This is a genomic window from Variovorax sp. YR266, assembly GCF_900107295.1.
Classification (GTDB): Bacteria; Pseudomonadota; Gammaproteobacteria; order Burkholderiales; family Burkholderiaceae_C; genus Variovorax.
On the sequence record NZ_FNPM01000001.1, the window covers coordinates 355,312 to 370,938 of the forward strand.

Below are 15,627 nucleotides of genomic sequence, written 5' to 3' on the forward strand. Positions count from 1 at the left end.
GAGCGGGTGGCAGCCATGAAGCCTTGGCTCGCAATGCTTCCCGCCGCGCTGGCCCTGGCTGGCGCGGCAGGCACTGCGCACGGGGCCGAAGACTGCGAAGCCCTGCGCACCCGCGTCGAATCGAAGATTGCCGCGGCCGGCGTGGCGCGCTTCACTGTCACCGTCGTCGATGCCAACGCATCGGCGAGCGGCCAGGTGGTGGGCAGCTGCGAGCTCGGCAGCAAGAAGGTCGTGTACCTGAAGGACGCCGGGTCCGGGCCGGGCTCGGCCCCGGCGGTCCCGCCCATATCGTCGGGCGAACCGATCCTCACCGAATGCAAGGACGGCACCGTGTCCGTCGGCGGCGACTGCAGGAAGTAGACGGGGCAGCGCTCAGCGCTTCCCCACCACCCGCGCAATCCAAGCCAGCAACACTGCCTCGACTTCCTCACGATTGACCTCGTTCAGCGTCTCGTGTCGCGCGCCGCCGAACACGTGGCACGACACATCGCGCAGCCCCGCCTCGCGGTAGCGCTGCACCAGCGGATAGAACCACTCGGCCTTGTTGCTGACCGGGTCCTCATCACCGATGAACAGATAGAGCGGCAGCTCGGGCCGGATGTGCTTGCGCATCGCGGCAGGCGTCAGGTCGGCGAGATTCGCGAACATCGAACCCAGCCCCTCGGCCGATACCGTGAAGCCGCACAGCGGATCGGCAATGTAGGCATCGACCTGCGCCGGATCGCGGCTGAGCCAGTCGAAGGGCGTGCGAACGTCTGGCAATGCGGCGTTCATGTCTTCCAGCTTGAAGCCAGACTGCAATGCGGCACCCAGCAAGTCGAGCGCCGAAGTGCCCGAGAGCACCGCGCCCGCCAGCAGCGCGCTGTGTTTGACGAGGTAGTACTGCGTGGCGAACGAGCCCATGCTGTGGCCCACAAGAATCAGCGGCAGGCCGGGATGCACGCCGCGCACGTGATGGCTCAGCAGCGCCATGTCGTCCACCAGCCCGGCGAACGCGCGCGGTCCGAACTCGCCCAGCTCTCCGCGCTCCGAAGCGCCCTTGCCATGGCCGCGGTGCTCGTTCGCATAGACCACGTAGCCGGCCTGCACCAGCGCATCCGCCAGATGCCGGTAGCGCAGCGAATGCTCGCCCATGCCGTGCGCCAGCTGGATGACGGCGCGCTGCGTCGCGCCCTGCCAGCGATGGACCTCCACCGTGACGCCGTCGTTGGCGGTCAGTTCGAAGTGGGTCTCGGTGGTGGGCATGCGGTGCTCCGATTTGAAGAGAGCACCATCCTATGTGCTGATGAACGGAGCTTCGATCAGGGGTTTCCAGCCTCTGTCGCGTGGCGGACAGCCAGTAGCGCTGCCATCTTCTTCAACGCAGCTTCCGGCGTGGGCTCGATGTGGATCGAGCAGGCCAGCATCAGGTTCAGCGGCTGGCCGAAGTCTTCGACTGCGATGCCGGTGCCGCTTTCGCGCAGCACGTCATTCGCGTCGACCTCGCACTGCAATGCCGCCCGCGCGCGATCTGCGTAGCTGCCTTCGGGCACGCCGTAGGCCACCACCGGAATCCCCAGCGCAATCGCCGCGCCAACTTCGAACACCGTGCCGGAATCGGGTTCCATGCCCCTGAAGCACTGGAGGTTGGCAACGACGCCGTCTGCGCTGCGAAGGCGCTGCATGTTGGCTTTGTAGATCTGCATTTCCGGGGCGTCGGGGGTTTGCTCCTCGTTGCCGTCGGCGGGTAGCAGTGCCGCGAGGCCGGCCGCATCGCACGCGGCAGTCAGCCGGATGAAGTGATCTCTCGCGTCGGGACGGAAGACGTCCGGGCCCGCCAGGTAGATGCGCGGGCGAGCCGGGATCTCGGGAGATTTGTCCATCGACAGAGCATCATCGATTTCCGAGCTCGGCTCAATCTCGGCAACATGGTGTGAAGCGACTTACCGATGGATGCATCAGGCGCACGGCACCAATCCCCGGCCTTCGGGGAATCAGGCAAGAAACTCGCATAAAGCGACTACCGCCCGACCCGCGCCTTTTTCAAGAATGGACGCTCTTCATTCACGAACCAAGGCGCACCATGAACACCGCACATCGCACCGGCGCAATCACCGCGCTCTCGCTGTCCCTCGCCATGGCCTCCGGGCCTTCGCAGGCCCAGGCGCAACGCCCCAGGCTGCTCGAAGACCCGAACCGCTACGTGGGCATGTGGGTGACACAAGACGGCCATATCCGCCACGAACTGCTTCCAAACGGCCGCTACGACGAAGCCCGCGGCACGCGCCAGAGCGCCTACCAGGGCCGCTACACGCTCACCGGCAATCACATCGACTACGTCGACGACACCGGCTTCACGGTCGACGGCGAGTTCCGCGAAGGCGTGCTGTACCACGCCGGCAGGTGCTCTACCGCGAAAGCAAAAGCACTACGCGGTGCTGAGCGGCAACCGGATCGGCCTCGCGTTTTGCAGGATCAGGCAAAAACCACGTTCGATTCGGATACCACCTCAGGCACCTCGGAAGCGAAACTTCTTTCCATGCCCGGCTCACGCTCTTTTCTGTGTGAGCCCCACGGCAACCAGACCAGCACGAGGAGTTCTCCATGACCGCAATCCAGGAAAAAGTCGTTCTCATCACCGGCGCGAGCAGCGGCATCGGCGAAGCGACCGCGCGGCTGCTTGCGCGGCGCGGCGCCAAGGTGGTGCTCGGTGCGCGCCGCACCGACAGGCTCGCGGCACTCGTGGCCGAGATCGAGGCCACGGGCGGCACGGCGAGCTTCCAGCGGCTCGACGTGACGCACCGGCCCGACGTGGAAGCCTTTGCCGAATTCGCCCTCGAGACGCATGAGCAGATCGACGTGCTCGTCAACGCCGCGGGCGTGATGCCGATGTCGCCGCTGTGGAACCGCAAGATCGAGGAGTGGGAACTCATGATCGACGTGAATCTGCGCGGCGTGCTGCTCGGCATCGCGGCCGTGCTGCCGACGATGCAGGAGCAGGGCTGGGGCCACATCGTGAACGTGGCGCCGGTGGCGATGCAGGGCGTGTCGCCCAACTCGGCCGTGTACCACGGCACGCAGTACGCGGTGAACGCGATCTCCGAGGGGCTGCGGCAAGAGCACGCCGGCCGCCTGCACGTGACGGTGGTGAGCCCCGACGTGAACGGCCCGAGCGACCCGCTGGCCGAGCGCATCGCGGCCAGCTACGCCCGCGAACGCATGCGCACGAACCGGCGACTTGCAGTGCCGGTGGATGCCGTGGCCCGGTCGATTGCCGGGGCCATCGAAGGCTATGGCATCACGGCCGGAGCGATGCGGCCGCCCGGCAGGCAGAAGCCGCATCCCTCCGTATACGTCCAGTAATTCAATAGGTCTTGTACGGCAGGAACTTGCCCGACAGCACGACGTTGACGCGGTCGCCCTTCGGGTCGGCCTGGCGCTGGATGTCCATGCTGAAGTCGATGGCGCTCATGATGCCGTCGCCGAACTCTTCATGGATCAGCTCCTTGATGGTGGTGCCGTACACGCTCACCACCTCGTACCAGCGGTAGATGAGCGGATCGGTCGGCACAGGCGTGGGCAGCGAGCCCTTGTAGGGCACCACCTGCAGCCACTTCTGTTCCTCGACCGTGAGGCCGAAGATCTTGCCGATGACCTTGGCCTGCTTGTCGTCGAGCGTCATCTGCCCGAGGCAGGCGGCAGTGGTCCACTCTTTCGAGAGACCGACCTTCCTGGCCACGTCGGCCCACTGGATGCCCTTGCTCACCTTGACGGTGATGATTTTCTCGGTGACGTCGTTGCGGTTCATGCGGGTTTGCTCCTGATTGGATTGAAGAAAAGCGGAAGGCTCACGACGCCTTCGCGCGCGTGACGAGAAAGTCGACGATGTGGTTGCGCAGCGCGTAGTAGCCGTCGAGGTGGTGCAGCGAGGCGCGCGTGCGCTCGCGCGGCAGCGGGTTGACTACCGTTTCGACGATGTTCCCCGCACGGTAGCCGCCCTGCGGCAGGTCGGCGCCATTGGTCATCAGCAGGATGCGGTCGGCCAGCAGGATGGCCTCGTCCACGTCGTGCGTGATCATGAAGACGGTCTGCTGCGTCTGCCGCACGATGGCCATCAGCTCGTCCTGAATGGTGCCGCGCGTGAGCGCATCGAGTGCGCCGAAGGGCTCGTCGAGCAGCAACATCTTGGGCTGGATGGCAAAGGCACGCGCAATGCCCACGCGCTGCTTCATGCCGCCCGAAAGCTGCGACGGCTTCTTGTCGATGGCCGCCTGCAGGCCGACCATGGCAACGAAGCGCTCCACCTGTGCATCGACCTGCGCGGCCGACCAGTCGGGCCAGCGCGAAACCACGGCGAACGCGATGTTCTTGCGCACGGTGAGCCACGGCATGAGCGCATGGCTCTGGAACACCACGCCGCGCTCCAGGCTGGGGCCCGCCACCTCGCGCCCGTCCATGAAGACGTGGCCTGCGCTGGCCTGGTCGAGGCCTGCCAGCACGTTGAGGATGGTGGTCTTGCCGCAGCCCGAGTGGCCGATGATGCAGACGAATTCGCCACGGTCGAGCGTGAACGACACGTCCGCGAACACAGGCCGTGTTGGCACAAAGGCCTTGGCGAGCCCTTCGATGCGCAGGAAGCCGCGGGCGCCTGGCGCCTCCACGGCGGCAGTGGGTGCAACGGGTTGAGTCATGACTTCGCCTTGGGTCGCAAGATCGGTGCGCTCACTCCACATACGTCACCTTCCGCTGCAGGCCCGCGAAGGCCTGGTCGAGCAGCATGCCCACGACACCGATCAGCAAGATCGCGAAGATCACGTTGGTGAGCGACAGGTTGTTCCACTCGTTCCACACGAAGTAGCCGATGCCCGTGCCGCCCACCAGCATCTCGGCCGCCACGATGACAAGCCACGCAATGCTCATGCTGATGCGCATGCCCGTGAGGATGGTCGGCGCCGCCGCCGGCAGGATCACGCGGAACGCGCGGCGCAGCGGCTTCACCTCGAGCGTGCTGGCCACGTTGAGCCATTCGCGCTTGACCGAGGCCACGCCGAAGGCCGTGTTCAGCAGCATCGGCCACACCGAGCAGATGAAGATCACGAAGATGCCGCTGACCGACGAGTCCTTGATGGTGTAGAGCGCCAGCGGCATCCACGCCAGCGGCGAGATCGGCTTGAGCACCTGTATGAACGGATCGAATGCCTTGTGCAGCAGCGGCGACATGCCGATGACGAAGCCCAGCGGCACTGCAACCAGGCACGCCAACGCAAAGCCCAACCCCACGCGTGCCAGCGAATAGGCCAACTGGATGGCAATGCCCTTGTCGTTGGGCCCGTTGTCGTAGAGCGGATTCGACAGGTGCTTCCACGCGGTGGCGCCCATCTCGGCCGGCGTGGGAAAGCCCGAACTCTTCACCTGGCCCTGCGTCGGGTCCTTGCCTAGCATCTTCTGGTATTCGATCTGCTCGGCTGTCATGCCAGTCGCGGCGGAGGCACCGGTGGTCGGTGCGGTCGCCAGCTGCCACACGCCGACCAGCAGCAGGAACATCAGCAGCGACACCAGCGCCGCCTTGAACGAGAGGGCCTTCTTCGGCATGGCTCAGGCCATCTTCGCAATGGCGAAGCTCTTGACGTAGTCGTCGGGCTTCGCCGGATCGAACACCTTGCCCATGATCGTGAACTTGGGGTAGGCGCCATCGGGCACGGCCTGGCCCAGGTCCTTCATGCGCTTCTTCGCGTCGGTGAGCAGGAAGACTTTTTCGGCGATCTGCTTGTAGTTGATGTCGCCCTTCACGTAGCCCCAGCGCTTCATCTGCGTGAGCATCCACACGGCCATCGACTGCCAGGGAATAGGGTCGAAGTCGGCCCGGTCGGGCACGGTGCGGATGTTGCCCAGCCCGTCGGCAAACTTGCCGGTGAGCACCTGCATGAGCACGGTCTCGGGCTGGTTCAGGTACTGCGCGGGCGCGATCACCTTCGCGATGAGCTCGCGGTTCTTCGGATCGCGCGCCATGGCCGATGCGGTGAGCACCGAGCGCACCAGCGCGGCGAAGGTGTTGGGGTTCTTCTCGATGAACTCGGTCGAGGAGCCGAAGGCGCAGCACGGGTGGCCGTTCCACAGCTCTTTGGTGAGCAGGTGGATGAAGCCGATTTCCTCGAACACGGCGCGCTGGTTGAACGGGTCGGGGCCGAGGTAGCCGTCGATGTTGCCTGCGCGCAGGTTGGCCACCATCTCGGGCGGCGGCACCACGCGGATCTGGATGTCGGTGTCGGGGTTCAGGCCCGCTTCCGCCACGTAGTAGCGCAGCAGGAAGTTGTGCATGCTGTACTCGAAGGGCACGGCGAACTTAAGGCCCTTCCAGGTCCTGGGGTCGCGCTTGTCCTTGTGCTTGTTGGCCAGGGTGATGGCCTGGCCGTTGGTGTTCTGGATGGTCGCGACGTTCATGGGCACCGCGTTGGAGCCCGCGCCCATCGAAATGGCCAGCGGCATCGGCGACAGGAAGTGCGTGGCGTCGTACTCCTTGTTGAGCATCTTGTCGCGGATGAGCGCCCAGCCCGCCGTCTTCACCACTTCCACGTCGAGGCCCTGCTTCTGATAGAAGCCCAGCGGGTGCGCCATGATGAGCGGCGTGGCGCAGGTGATTGGAATGAAACCGATCTTGAGCCTGGTCTTCTCGAGCGGCGCCTTCTCCTGCGCCATGGCCTGCAGCGCGCCGAGCGGAAACACCGAGGCGATGGCGGCGCGCGCGGTGTTGGCGCCAACGGCGCGCAGGAAGCCGCGCCGCACGCTGTCGACAGGGAACAGCGCCTTCATGAGGCTGGCTTCGAGCTTGTCTTCTGGCAGCACACCCGCGCCGTGCACGCGCCCGCAGGCGCAGCGCATCTTCAGTGGCCGGTCGGCATCGTAGGGATCGCAGGCGGTCTGTTCGCGCGGGCTGGACATGGTGGTGCACCTCGTTGGAAAGATGCAGCAGCCGTTGCAAGCGCCGGGCCGGAAATGCTCCGCAACTCCCTTTCGACGCGTTGCGGCTCCAGATCGTGCCGCCGATGTCGAGGCCTTGTAGGGCTGGCACTACAAGCCGGTGCACACCGGCCGTGTTTTCAGCCAGTCGCACCCTGCTTGCCGTGGCGTTCTGCATACAGGGCCAGTTCCACGTCGTTCTTGGTGCCGGTCTTTTCGAGGATGCGCGCGCGGTAGGTGCTCACGGTGTTGGGCGCCAGGCCCAGTTGCGCACCGATTTCGCTCACGCTGTGCCCGGCGCTGAGCAGGCGGTACACCTGATGCTCGCGGTGCGAGAGCATCTCGGCGCCCTGCCCGGCGCCACGGCCCACGGCGGTGGCCAGCGCCTCGGCCGTAGCTGCCGACACATACAACCCGCCAGCCGCTACCTTGCGCACCGCCCCGACCATGTCGTCGGAATCGGCGCTCTTGTTGAGGTAGCCCGAGGCGCCTAGCTTGATGCAGCGCACGGCGTACTGCTTCTCGGGGTAGGTGCTGAGCATCAGCACCGGGAGCGTGGGCCACTGCTTGCGCAGGGCCTGCAGCACGTCGAGGCCGTCGCGGCCCGGGAGCGCGATGTCGAGCAGGACCACGTCGAGTCCTTCCTGGCCTCCGAGCGCCTGTACCGTTTCCAGCACTTCGGGGCCTGTTTGCGCCTCGGCACGGACGGTCATTGCGGGCAGGCCGTTGGAGAGGTCGCCGAGCATCTGCTTGAGGCCCTCTCGCACGATGCGGTGGTCGTCGGCTATCAGTACGCGGATGTCGGTCATCTCATTGGTCCGTGCTTGTTCTTCTTGTTCGGGGTGCGTGCGAATGACACCGGGTACTCCCCTCCGCGAATGTCCCCCGTCGGCGTGATCGCGCCCCAAACCGACGCAGCAAATCGAAAGACAGGGCTTCATGGCAGCGGCAGGTGCAAACAGAAGGTGCTTCCCTCCCCCACGTGGCTTTCGATATCTATGCGCCCGCCGAAGTGGCGCGCACGCTCTCGCATGCCGAGCACACCATAGGAAGTCGTGGCCTCAAAAGCCTGCGCCGGTGCGCCGACACCGTCATCGCGCACGCTGATGCTCAGTTGCTCTTGTTCGACACCGATGCGGATCTCGAGACTGCGCGCCCGCGCATGCCGGCCGACATTACTCAGCATCTCCTGGAAGATGCGAAACACCGCAATGGCAGCGGGCTCGGGCAGCTCCACGCCAGGCGGCACATCGAAGCGCCAGTCCAGTTCGAGCTCCGCCGCCTGCACGAACTCGTGCGCCTGCCATTCGAGCGCGGCCCACAGGCCCTGATGGTCGAGGATGCTGGGACGCAGGTCGGTGATGATGCGCCCCACGTTGTCTACCGCGCGTTCGATGAGCTGGCTCATGTTCGTGCACTTGCAGCGCATCTGGTCGCGCATGGCTTGTGCCGCGTCGGGCGTGCGCTCCTGCTGTTCGCCCAGGCGCTTGCCGATCCAGTTGACGTCCATCTTCAGCGCCACCAGCAGGCTTCCGAGCTCGTCGTGCACCTCGCGCGCGATGCGGGTTCGCTCGTCCTCGCGCACCTTGTCGAGCCAGGCAGAGAGTTCACGCAGTTGCACCAGCGCGTCGCTGAGCTCACGGGTTCGCTCTTGTACGCGCAGGCCGAGTTCGTCCTTTGCCTGCTGCAAGGCCTCGGCCTGGCGGCGACGCTCGGTGATGTCGACGAAGGTGATGACGGCGCCGCGCACCTGCGCGCCATCCATGATGGGGTGGCTCGAATATTCGACCGCGAAGGCGGTGCCGTCGCGGCGCCAGAACACCTCGGTGTCGATGCGGCACGGCAGGCCGCGTCTGAAGGCGTTGAAGATGGGGCAGTCGGTGTCGGCGTAGTGCGAACCGTCGGGGTGCGAGTGGTGCGTGAGCTCGTGCATGTTCGAACCGAGCACGTCGCGCACCTCGTAGCCGAGCATCTGCGCGCCGGCCCGGTTGATGAACATGCAATGACCGTCGAGGTCGATGCCGAAGATGCCCTCGCCCGTCGACTCAAGCAGCAGGCCTAGCTGGTGCTGCCAGAGCGGGTGGCTGGCGGTCGGGTTCAGTACGGGCGTCTCCATGCACCAAAAGCAAGCAACAGCCGTGCCCGAAGCACCCCGGCCGGGTCAGGTGCGCGCCCAGTGGAACTTTCGATCCGCCTCCTTGATGGGCTGGTCGTTGATGCTCGCAAAGCGCCTTTGCATCAGGCCGTTCTCCGCGAACTCCCAGTTCTCGTTGCCGTGGCTGCGATACCACTGGCCCGCGTCGTCGTGCCATTCGTACTCGAAGCGCACCGCGATGCGGTTGTCCATGAAGGCCCACAGCTGCTTCTTCAGCCGGTAGTCGAGCTCGCGCACCCACTTGCGCGACAAGAACTCGACCACCTGGTCGCGGCCATTGACGAACTCGGCGCGGTTGCGCCATTCGGTGTCGGGCGTGTAGGCCAGGCTCACGCGCACGGGGTCGCGCGAGTTCCAGGCGTCTTCGGCAGCCTGGACTTTCCTGGTGGCCGACTCAAGGGTGAAGGGCGGCAGCGGCGGGCGGGATTCCATGAGGGTCTTTCGTTGAAGTGGTGAAGGGGAATGCGCCGCAATGTGCCACATGTAGACAGACCTGTCTACATGCCTACAATCGCGGCATGGACATCTCCGTCATCTCTGCGCTGCCTGCGCGCGAGCGCATCCTTCTCACCGCGCACGACCTCTTCTATGCCGATGGCATCCGTGCCACCGGCATCGACCGCGTCATTGCCGCGTCGGGCGTCACCAAGGTCACCTTCTACCGGCACTTTCCTTCGAAAGACGATCTGGTGCGAGCCTTTCTCGACCACCGGCACGGGCGATGGATGGCATGGTTCATCGATGCGCTGGGCCGGCGTGGCGCGCAGCAGCGCATCGGCGACGTGCAGGCGCTGGAGATGCTGGCCGACGTGATGGCCGAGTGGTTTGCCGACCCGGTGTTCCGCGGCTGCGCGTTCATCAACTCGGTGGTGGAAGTGGGCACGAGCGTGGCCGGTGCCAGCGAAATCGCGCGCGAGCACAAGCGCGAGATGGTCGAGGTGATTGCCGGGCTGTTGCCCGATGGACCGCAACGCACGGCCATCGCACAAGCAGCCGCGCTGGGCGTCGACGGCGCCATCGTCAAGGCGCAGATGGGCGACGCCGCACTCGCGCGCGAAGCGGTCGACGACCTGCGCCGCTTGCTTCAGGCGCTGACAGCCACGCTCGTCACTTCACGACCATCAGCGTGAACGGCCACACATAGGCCTGCAAGGTCACGTAGAAGCCCACGAGGCAGGCCAGCGCGATGGAGTGGAAGAAGACGTAGCGAAGGATCTCGCCTTCGTGGTTGAACCAGCGCGTGGCGGTGGAGGCAACCACGATCGACTGTGCATCGATCATCTTGCCCATCACGCCGCCCGAGCTGTTGGCCGCGCCCATCAGGTTCGGGCTCAGGCCCAGCTGGTCGGCAGCCACCTTCTGCATGCCGCCGAAGAGCACGTTCGACGCCGTGTCGGAGCCCGTGAGCGCCACGCCCAGCCAGCCCATCAGCGTGCCGAAGAACGGGTAGAACATGCCGGTGTTGGCAAAGGCCAGCCCCAGCGTGGTGTCCAGCCCCGAGTAGCGCGTGAGCGTGCCCAGCGCGAGCATCAGCATGATGGTGAGCAGCGAGAACTTCACCAGCCACAGCGTGCGGCCATAGGCGGCCACGAGTTGGATGGGGTTGTACTTCATCACCAGCCCGCCCACGATGGCCGACACCAGGATGCCGGTGCCCGTGGCCGAGAGCAGCAGCAGCTGGTACACCGCGCCCTCCTTCGTCGGCTTGGGCACCACGGGCGCCACCTTCTCGATCATGTTGTGCAGCCCGTCGATGGGGAAGTTGGGCGCGAAGATGCCGTTGAGCCAGGTCTTCACCACAGGCAGGCCCCAGATGAACACGAACACTGTGAGGATGAGCCACGGCGTCCAGGCGCGGATCACGGCGGCGCTCGAATGCTTCGCGGGCACAACGGCCGGGCCGGCCTCGCCGCCGTCGGTTTCGTGCCCCTTGAGCGACACCGAGGTCCAGATCTTCTTCGGCTTCCACACGCGCAGGAACAGCACCAGGCAAACCATCGACACGATGGCCGCGATGATGTCCACCAGCTCGGGACCGATGTAGTTCGACACCAGGAACTGCGGAATCGCAAAGGACACGCCCGTCACCAGGATGGCCGGCCACACCTCCATCATTCCCTTGCGCCCCGCGAAGGCCCAGATGAGCCAGAACGGCACCAGCAGCGAGAAAAACGGCAGCTGCCGCCCGATCATCGCGGTGACCGCCATCAGGTCGTAGCCGTGCACCTTGGCCAGCGTGATGACCGGTGTGCCCAGCGCGCCGAAGGCAACCGGCGCCGTGTTGGCAATGAGCGAGAGCCCCGAGGCCGCGAGCGGCGAGAAGCCCAGCCCGATGAGAATGGCCGCCGTGACCGCCACCGGCGTGCCGAAGCCGGCCGCGCCCTCGAAGAAGGCACCGAAGGCAAAGGCGATGAGCAGCAGCTGCAGGCGCCTGTCTTCCGTGATGCCGGCAATTGAGTCCTGCAGTATCTGGAAGCTGCCGTTCTGCTGCGTGAGCTGCTGCAGGAAGATGATGTTCAGCACGATCCAGCCAATGGGCAGCAGGCCGGTGATGCCGCCCAGAAAGGCCGCCTTGCCCGCCATGTCGGCCGGCATGCCGAAAGCGAACACCGCGATGACCACCGCACTCAGCAGGCCGAGCCCCGCCGCGTAATGCGCCTTGACGTGAAGCAACCCGAGGCACACCAGCATCACCACCACCGGTATCGCGGCCAGTGCCGTCGATACGATCATGTTGCCGAACGGGTTGTAAACCTGTTGCCAGACCATGCGCTTGTCTCCTCTTTGTTGGAATCTTTTTGAGTCGGCAACACGAGGCGGGAATGGTCCTGCCACGAGCGGCCGAAAGCGTTCGCTACCATCCTAACCCGCTCCCCTCGCCAGCAAAAGATGGTTTCTCCGCGTCTCCCCTCGACCCAGGGCCTGCAGGCCTTCGAGGCCGTTGCACGCCTGCGCAGCGTGAACCTCGCCGCCGAAGAGCTCAGCGTGACGCCCAGCGCGGTGAGCCACCGTATCCGCCAGCTCGAACTGCTGCTGGGGCTGAAGTTCTTCGTGGGTAGCGATTTCAGCCTCAGCGCCGACGGCATGGCCTACCTGGCACGCGTGCGCGAGGCCATTGCGGCGCTGCAGCAGGTGCCGGGCCGCGAGCCCGAGTCGCAGGTGCGGCGGCTGCGCGTGGCGGTCACGCCGACCTTCTCGCGGCAGATGCTGCTGCCGCGGCTCGCGCGGTTTCGCGACGCGTACCCGAACATCGAGCTGATGCTGCAGGTGACCATGCCGGTGCGCAACGTCACGGTCGAAGAAGCCGACATCGAGTTGCGCTTCGGCACCGGGCCCTTTCACGATCGCGAGTTTGTCCAACTGCTGGCCGACGAGGTCTCGCCGGTGTGCAGCCCCGCCTACCTGAAGCGCCACGGCCCCTTCGACGGCTTTGCCACCGATGCCGAGGTGTCGCGCGCGCAGTTGCTGCGCACGCCGCTGGAGTCGTGGCGCACCTGGTTCAAGGCTTGCGGCGTGGGCCTGCCCGAGCCGGCCACGGGCCACCAGTTCAACGACCTCGGGCTCGCGCTCGACGCGGCGGCTGAAGATTTCGGCGTGGTGCTGATGCACCTGCGGCTGGGCAGCGCCTGGCTCGACAACGGGCGGCTGGTGCGGCTGTCGCAGCGCAGCGTGCCTTCGCCCAACGCCTACTTCCTGTGCTGGCGGCCCGGCGCCATGGAGCGCTGGGAGTGCGCGACCTTCGTCGAGTGGCTGCGCGAGGCCCTGCGCAAGTGAAGCGACCGATCTGAATTTTTTTCAGTTGCGAGCCCGGCTTTTTTCAGATGGCGCACCGGAGCGCCTGCCGATAATGGCCGGTTCGCCTTCGTCAACCCACAAGAACCAGCCAGGAGACAGCCCGTGTCCGACCTTTCCAAGATCACCAGCATCGAAGACCTGCGGGTGATCGCCAAGCGGCGTGTGCCGAAAATGTTCTACGACTACGCCGACTCCGGCGCCTGGACCGAGGGCACCTACCGCGCGAACGAGAGCGACTTCCAGAAGATCAAGCTGCGCCAGCGCGTGGCCGTGAACATGGAAGGCCGCTCCACCCGTACCACCATGGTCGGCCAGGAGGCCGCAATGCCCGTGGCCATTGCGCCCACCGGCCTCACCGGCATGCAGCATGCCGACGGCGAGATCCTCGGCGCGCGCGCAGCCAAGGCCTTCGGCATTCCGTTCACGCTGTCGACCATGAGCATCTGCTCGCTCGAAGACATTGCCGAAGGCACCGACCGCCATCCCTTCTGGTTCCAGCTCTACGTGATGAAGGACCGCGACTTCATCGAACGCCTCATCGAGCGCGCAAAGGCCGCCAACGTCACGGCCCTGCAGCTCACGCTCGACCTGCAGATCCTCGGGCAGCGCCACAAGGACATCAAGAACGGCCTCACAGCGCCGCCCAAGCCCACCATCAAGAACCTGATCAACCTGGCCACCAAGCCGCGCTGGTGCATGGGCATGCTGGGCACCAAGCGCCGCACCTTCGGCAACATCGCGGGCCATGCCAAGGGCGTGAAGGACCTATCGTCGCTGTCGTCGTGGACCGCCGAGCAGTTCGACCCCGCGCTGAGCTGGGCCGATGTCGAATGGATCAAGAAGCTCTGGGGCGGCAAGCTCATCCTCAAGGGCATCATGGACGTGGAAGACGCGCGCCTTGCAGCCTCGAGCGGCGCCGATGCGCTCATCGTGTCGAACCACGGCGGCCGGCAGCTCGATGGCGCGCCATCATCCATCGCGGCGCTGCCTGCCATCGTCGACGCGGTGGGCACCGAGATCGAGGTGTGGATGGACGGCGGCATCCGCAGCGGGCAGGACGTGCTCAAGGCCCGCGCGCTGGGCGCTCGCGGCACCATGATCGGCCGCAGCTTCCTGTATGGCCTGGGTGCCTATGGGCAAGAGGGCGTGACGCGCGCGCTGCAGCTCATCCACAAGGAGCTCGACATCACGATGGCTTTCTGCGGCCGCACGAACATCGACGAAGTCGATTCGAGCATCCTGCTGCCGGGTACGTTCTAGGCTTGCCTGAAGGCCTCCCGAAGGCCACTTCGGGGGTAGGCCGATGCGGCGTTGACCGACACGCCGCAGCCTCTTGCCGGCGCAGAATGTTTTGGCAACAACAACATTGCCTGCACGGCACAAGAAGGCACCATGAGCGCAGTCACGCCTGTTCCGGGAGGCCCAGCGGCCTCTGCTTCGCCACTCCCGCACTACACGGCCGAAGAAAAGCGCCACCGCGTCTTCGCGATCATGGCGGCCTCTTCCGGCAACCTGGTCGAGTGGTTCGACTTCTACGTGTATGCGTTCTCGGCGCTGTACTTCGCACCGGCCTTCTTTCCCAAATCGGACCCCACCGCCCAGTTGCTGAACACCGCCGGCGTATTCGCGGCCGGCTTCCTGATGCGGCCCATCGGCGGCTGGCTCTTCGGTCGCGTGGCCGACCGGCTGGGACGCAAGACGTCGATGCTGATCTCGGTGACGATGATGTGCGCCGGCTCGCTCGTCATCGCGTGCCTGCCGACTTACGCGCAGATCGGCGCGTGGGCGCCCTTCCTGCTGCTGATCTGCCGCCTGTTCCAGGGGCTGTCGGTTGGCGGCGAATACGGCACCACCGCCACCTACATGAGCGAGGTGGCACTGCGCGGCCAGCGCGGCTTCTTCTCGTCATTCCAGTACGTCACGCTGATCGGCGGGCAACTGCTCGCGGTGCTGGTGATCGTGGTGCTCGAACAGCTGCTGACCGAGGCCGAACTCAAGGCCTGGGGCTGGCGTGTTCCGTTCGTCATCGGCGCCATCGCAGCGGTTGTCGCGCTGCTGCTGCGCCGCACGCTGCATGAAACGCAGACCGACGAAGCGAAGAAGAACAAGGAGGCCGGCAGCATGGCCGGCCTGTTCAGGCATCACACGCCCGCCTTCCTCACGGTGCTGGGCTACACGGCCGGCGGCTCGCTGATCTTCTACACCTTCACCACGTACATGCAGAAGTACCTGGTGAACACCGTGCACCTGCCCATCAAGACCGCGAGCTATGTGATGACCGGGGCGCTGTTCGCCTACATGTGCATGCAGCCGGTGTTCGGCGCGCTGTCGGACCGCATCGGGCGGCGCAACAACATGCTGCTGTTCGGCGGGCTCGGCGCGCTGACGACCGTGCCCATCCTTACCGCACTGCAGCACACGACGAGCCCGGTGATGGCCTTCGTGCTGATCATCGTGGCGCTGGCCATCGTGAGCTTCTACACCTCGATCAGCGGGATCGTGAAGGCGGAGATGTTCCCGCCTGAAGTACGGGCGCTGGGCGTAGGGCTGGCCTATGCCGTGGCCAACGCGATCTTCGGCGGCTCGGCGGAATACGTGGCGCTGGGACTCAAGTCACTGGGACACGAGTCGGCGTTCTTCTGGTATGTGAGCGCGATGATGGTGATCGCGTTCCTGGTGAGCCTGCGCCTGCCGAGGCAAGCGAGCTACCTTCATCACGATCACTGAACCAACACTGGCGG

General features: G+C 65.6%; 17 protein-coding genes. 7 read left to right on the plus strand and 10 right to left on the minus strand.

All coding sequences use genetic code 11. The annotated features are described in order from the left end of the window. Positions 1–15: 15 nt before the first annotated feature. The gene (locus tag BLW48_RS01675) at positions 16–360 is read left to right on the plus strand and encodes a DUF1161 domain-containing protein (RefSeq protein ID WP_093173213.1); all 345 of its coding nucleotides are present in this window, start codon (positions 16–18) and stop codon (positions 358–360) included. Between the two features lie 12 nt (positions 361–372). On the opposite strand, the gene BLW48_RS01680 is transcribed toward BLW48_RS01675, so the two are convergent. Both BLW48_RS01680 and BLW48_RS01685 read right to left on the minus strand, forming a co-directional pair. Continuing rightward, positions 373–1,245, minus strand: a complete 873-nt coding sequence (locus tag BLW48_RS01680) for an alpha/beta hydrolase (RefSeq protein WP_093049174.1) — start codon at positions 1,243–1,245, stop codon at positions 373–375. A gap of 56 nt (positions 1,246–1,301) precedes the next feature. Next, positions 1,302–1,862: a nucleoside 2-deoxyribosyltransferase gene (locus tag BLW48_RS01685; protein WP_093172259.1), complete on the minus strand. Its 561-nt coding sequence runs from the start codon at positions 1,860–1,862 to the stop codon at positions 1,302–1,304. 200 nt (positions 1,863–2,062) lie between these two features. Here BLW48_RS01685 and BLW48_RS35595 point away from each other — a divergent pair, with 200 nt between their 5' ends. Both BLW48_RS35595 and BLW48_RS01695 read left to right on the plus strand, forming a co-directional pair. Beyond that, on the plus strand, positions 2,063–2,587 hold the full coding sequence (locus tag BLW48_RS35595) for an Atu4866 domain-containing protein (protein ID WP_256330674.1): 525 nt from the start codon (positions 2,063–2,065) through the stop codon (positions 2,585–2,587). Then, complete coding sequence (locus BLW48_RS01695; protein ID WP_093172261.1) at positions 2,584–3,342, plus strand: SDR family oxidoreductase; 759 nt, start codon at positions 2,584–2,586, stop codon at positions 3,340–3,342. The genes BLW48_RS35595 and BLW48_RS01695 overlap by 4 nt, the downstream gene beginning before the upstream one ends. 1 nt (position 3,343) lies before the next feature. Here BLW48_RS01695 and cynS read toward each other — a convergent pair whose 3' ends face one another. The 7 genes from cynS to BLW48_RS01730 all read right to left on the minus strand — a co-directional run bounded on the left by cynS (position 3,344) and on the right by BLW48_RS01730 (position 9,523). Beyond that, positions 3,344–3,787 (minus strand): cyanase, encoded by a 444-nt coding sequence (gene cynS, locus BLW48_RS01700; protein WP_093049166.1) that lies wholly within the window; start codon positions 3,785–3,787, stop codon positions 3,344–3,346. Positions 3,788–3,827: 40 nt separating this feature from the next. Beyond that, positions 3,828–4,670, minus strand: coding sequence for an ABC transporter ATP-binding protein (locus BLW48_RS01705; protein WP_093049163.1), 843 nt, complete (start codon positions 4,668–4,670; stop codon positions 3,828–3,830). Between the two features lie 31 nt (positions 4,671–4,701). Then, positions 4,702–5,571, minus strand: a complete 870-nt coding sequence (gene ntrB / locus BLW48_RS01710; RefSeq protein ID WP_093172263.1) for a nitrate ABC transporter permease — start codon at positions 5,569–5,571, stop codon at positions 4,702–4,704. A gap of 3 nt (positions 5,572–5,574) precedes the next feature. After that, the gene (locus BLW48_RS01715) at positions 5,575–6,858 is read right to left on the minus strand and encodes a CmpA/NrtA family ABC transporter substrate-binding protein (protein WP_371127537.1); all 1,284 of its coding nucleotides are present in this window, start codon (positions 6,856–6,858) and stop codon (positions 5,575–5,577) included. A 218-nt stretch (positions 6,859–7,076) separates the two neighbouring features. Beyond that, positions 7,077–7,745, minus strand: coding sequence for a response regulator transcription factor (locus BLW48_RS01720; protein WP_093172267.1), 669 nt, complete (start codon positions 7,743–7,745; stop codon positions 7,077–7,079). 128 nt (positions 7,746–7,873) lie between these two features. After that, a complete protein-coding gene (locus tag BLW48_RS01725; RefSeq protein WP_093172269.1) occupies positions 7,874–9,052 on the minus strand; it encodes a sensor histidine kinase in 1,179 nt (392 codons plus the stop codon). Positions 9,053–9,097: 45 nt separating this feature from the next. Beyond that, the gene (locus BLW48_RS01730) at positions 9,098–9,523 is read right to left on the minus strand and encodes a nuclear transport factor 2 family protein (RefSeq protein ID WP_093172271.1); all 426 of its coding nucleotides are present in this window, start codon (positions 9,521–9,523) and stop codon (positions 9,098–9,100) included. A gap of 86 nt (positions 9,524–9,609) precedes the next feature. On the opposite strand from BLW48_RS01730, the gene BLW48_RS01735 reads away from it, so the two are divergent. Next, the gene (locus tag BLW48_RS01735; RefSeq protein WP_093172273.1) at positions 9,610–10,221 is read left to right on the plus strand and encodes a TetR/AcrR family transcriptional regulator; all 612 of its coding nucleotides are present in this window, start codon (positions 9,610–9,612) and stop codon (positions 10,219–10,221) included. On the opposite strand, the gene BLW48_RS01740 is transcribed toward BLW48_RS01735, so the two are convergent. After that, complete coding sequence (locus BLW48_RS01740; protein WP_093172275.1) at positions 10,199–11,860, minus strand: L-lactate permease; 1,662 nt, start codon at positions 11,858–11,860, stop codon at positions 10,199–10,201. The two genes, BLW48_RS01735 and BLW48_RS01740, sit on opposite strands and share 23 nt — an antisense overlap. A gap of 120 nt (positions 11,861–11,980) precedes the next feature. On the opposite strand from BLW48_RS01740, the gene BLW48_RS01745 reads away from it, so the two are divergent. The 3 genes from BLW48_RS01745 (at position 11,981) to BLW48_RS01755 (ending at position 15,613) form a co-directional block, all read left to right on the plus strand. Beyond that, complete coding sequence (locus tag BLW48_RS01745; protein WP_093075686.1) at positions 11,981–12,865, plus strand: LysR substrate-binding domain-containing protein; 885 nt, start codon at positions 11,981–11,983, stop codon at positions 12,863–12,865. 123 nt (positions 12,866–12,988) lie between these two features. Further along, positions 12,989–14,146, plus strand: coding sequence for an alpha-hydroxy acid oxidase (locus tag BLW48_RS01750; RefSeq protein ID WP_093049139.1), 1,158 nt, complete (start codon positions 12,989–12,991; stop codon positions 14,144–14,146). A 132-nt stretch (positions 14,147–14,278) separates the two neighbouring features. Next, a complete protein-coding gene (locus BLW48_RS01755; RefSeq protein ID WP_093050355.1) occupies positions 14,279–15,613 on the plus strand; it encodes an MFS family transporter in 1,335 nt (444 codons plus the stop codon). Positions 15,614–15,627 lie beyond the last annotated feature (14 nt).

What these genes read in the sequence shown, in the direction of transcription:
- BLW48_RS01675 (WP_093173213.1), top strand. Translation starts at nt 16, where the DNA reads ATGAAGCCTTGGCTCGCAATGCTTCCCGCCGCGCTGGCCCTGGCTGGC.
- BLW48_RS01680 (WP_093049174.1), bottom strand. Translation starts at nt 1,245, where the DNA reads ATGCCCACCACCGAGACCCACTTCGAACTGACCGCCAACGACGGCGTC.
- BLW48_RS01685 (WP_093172259.1), bottom strand. Translation starts at nt 1,862, where the DNA reads ATGGACAAATCTCCCGAGATCCCGGCTCGCCCGCGCATCTACCTGGCG.
- BLW48_RS35595 (WP_256330674.1), top strand. Translation starts at nt 2,063, where the DNA reads ATGAACACCGCACATCGCACCGGCGCAATCACCGCGCTCTCGCTGTCC.
- BLW48_RS01695 (WP_093172261.1), top strand. Translation starts at nt 2,584, where the DNA reads ATGACCGCAATCCAGGAAAAAGTCGTTCTCATCACCGGCGCGAGCAGC.
- cynS (WP_093049166.1), bottom strand. Translation starts at nt 3,787, where the DNA reads ATGAACCGCAACGACGTCACCGAGAAAATCATCACCGTCAAGGTGAGC.
- BLW48_RS01705 (WP_093049163.1), bottom strand. Translation starts at nt 4,670, where the DNA reads ATGACTCAACCCGTTGCACCCACTGCCGCCGTGGAGGCGCCAGGCGCC.
- ntrB (WP_093172263.1), bottom strand. Translation starts at nt 5,571, where the DNA reads ATGCCGAAGAAGGCCCTCTCGTTCAAGGCGGCGCTGGTGTCGCTGCTG.
- BLW48_RS01715 (WP_371127537.1), bottom strand. Translation starts at nt 6,858, where the DNA reads ATGCGCTGCGCCTGCGGGCGCGTGCACGGCGCGGGTGTGCTGCCAGAA.
- BLW48_RS01720 (WP_093172267.1), bottom strand. Translation starts at nt 7,745, where the DNA reads ATGACCGACATCCGCGTACTGATAGCCGACGACCACCGCATCGTGCGA.
- BLW48_RS01725 (WP_093172269.1), bottom strand. Translation starts at nt 9,052, where the DNA reads ATGGAGACGCCCGTACTGAACCCGACCGCCAGCCACCCGCTCTGGCAG.
- BLW48_RS01730 (WP_093172271.1), bottom strand. Translation starts at nt 9,523, where the DNA reads ATGGAATCCCGCCCGCCGCTGCCGCCCTTCACCCTTGAGTCGGCCACC.
- BLW48_RS01735 (WP_093172273.1), top strand. Translation starts at nt 9,610, where the DNA reads ATGGACATCTCCGTCATCTCTGCGCTGCCTGCGCGCGAGCGCATCCTT.
- BLW48_RS01740 (WP_093172275.1), bottom strand. Translation starts at nt 11,860, where the DNA reads ATGGTCTGGCAACAGGTTTACAACCCGTTCGGCAACATGATCGTATCG.
- BLW48_RS01745 (WP_093075686.1), top strand. Translation starts at nt 11,981, where the DNA reads ATGGTTTCTCCGCGTCTCCCCTCGACCCAGGGCCTGCAGGCCTTCGAG.
- BLW48_RS01755 (WP_093050355.1), top strand. Translation starts at nt 14,279, where the DNA reads ATGAGCGCAGTCACGCCTGTTCCGGGAGGCCCAGCGGCCTCTGCTTCG.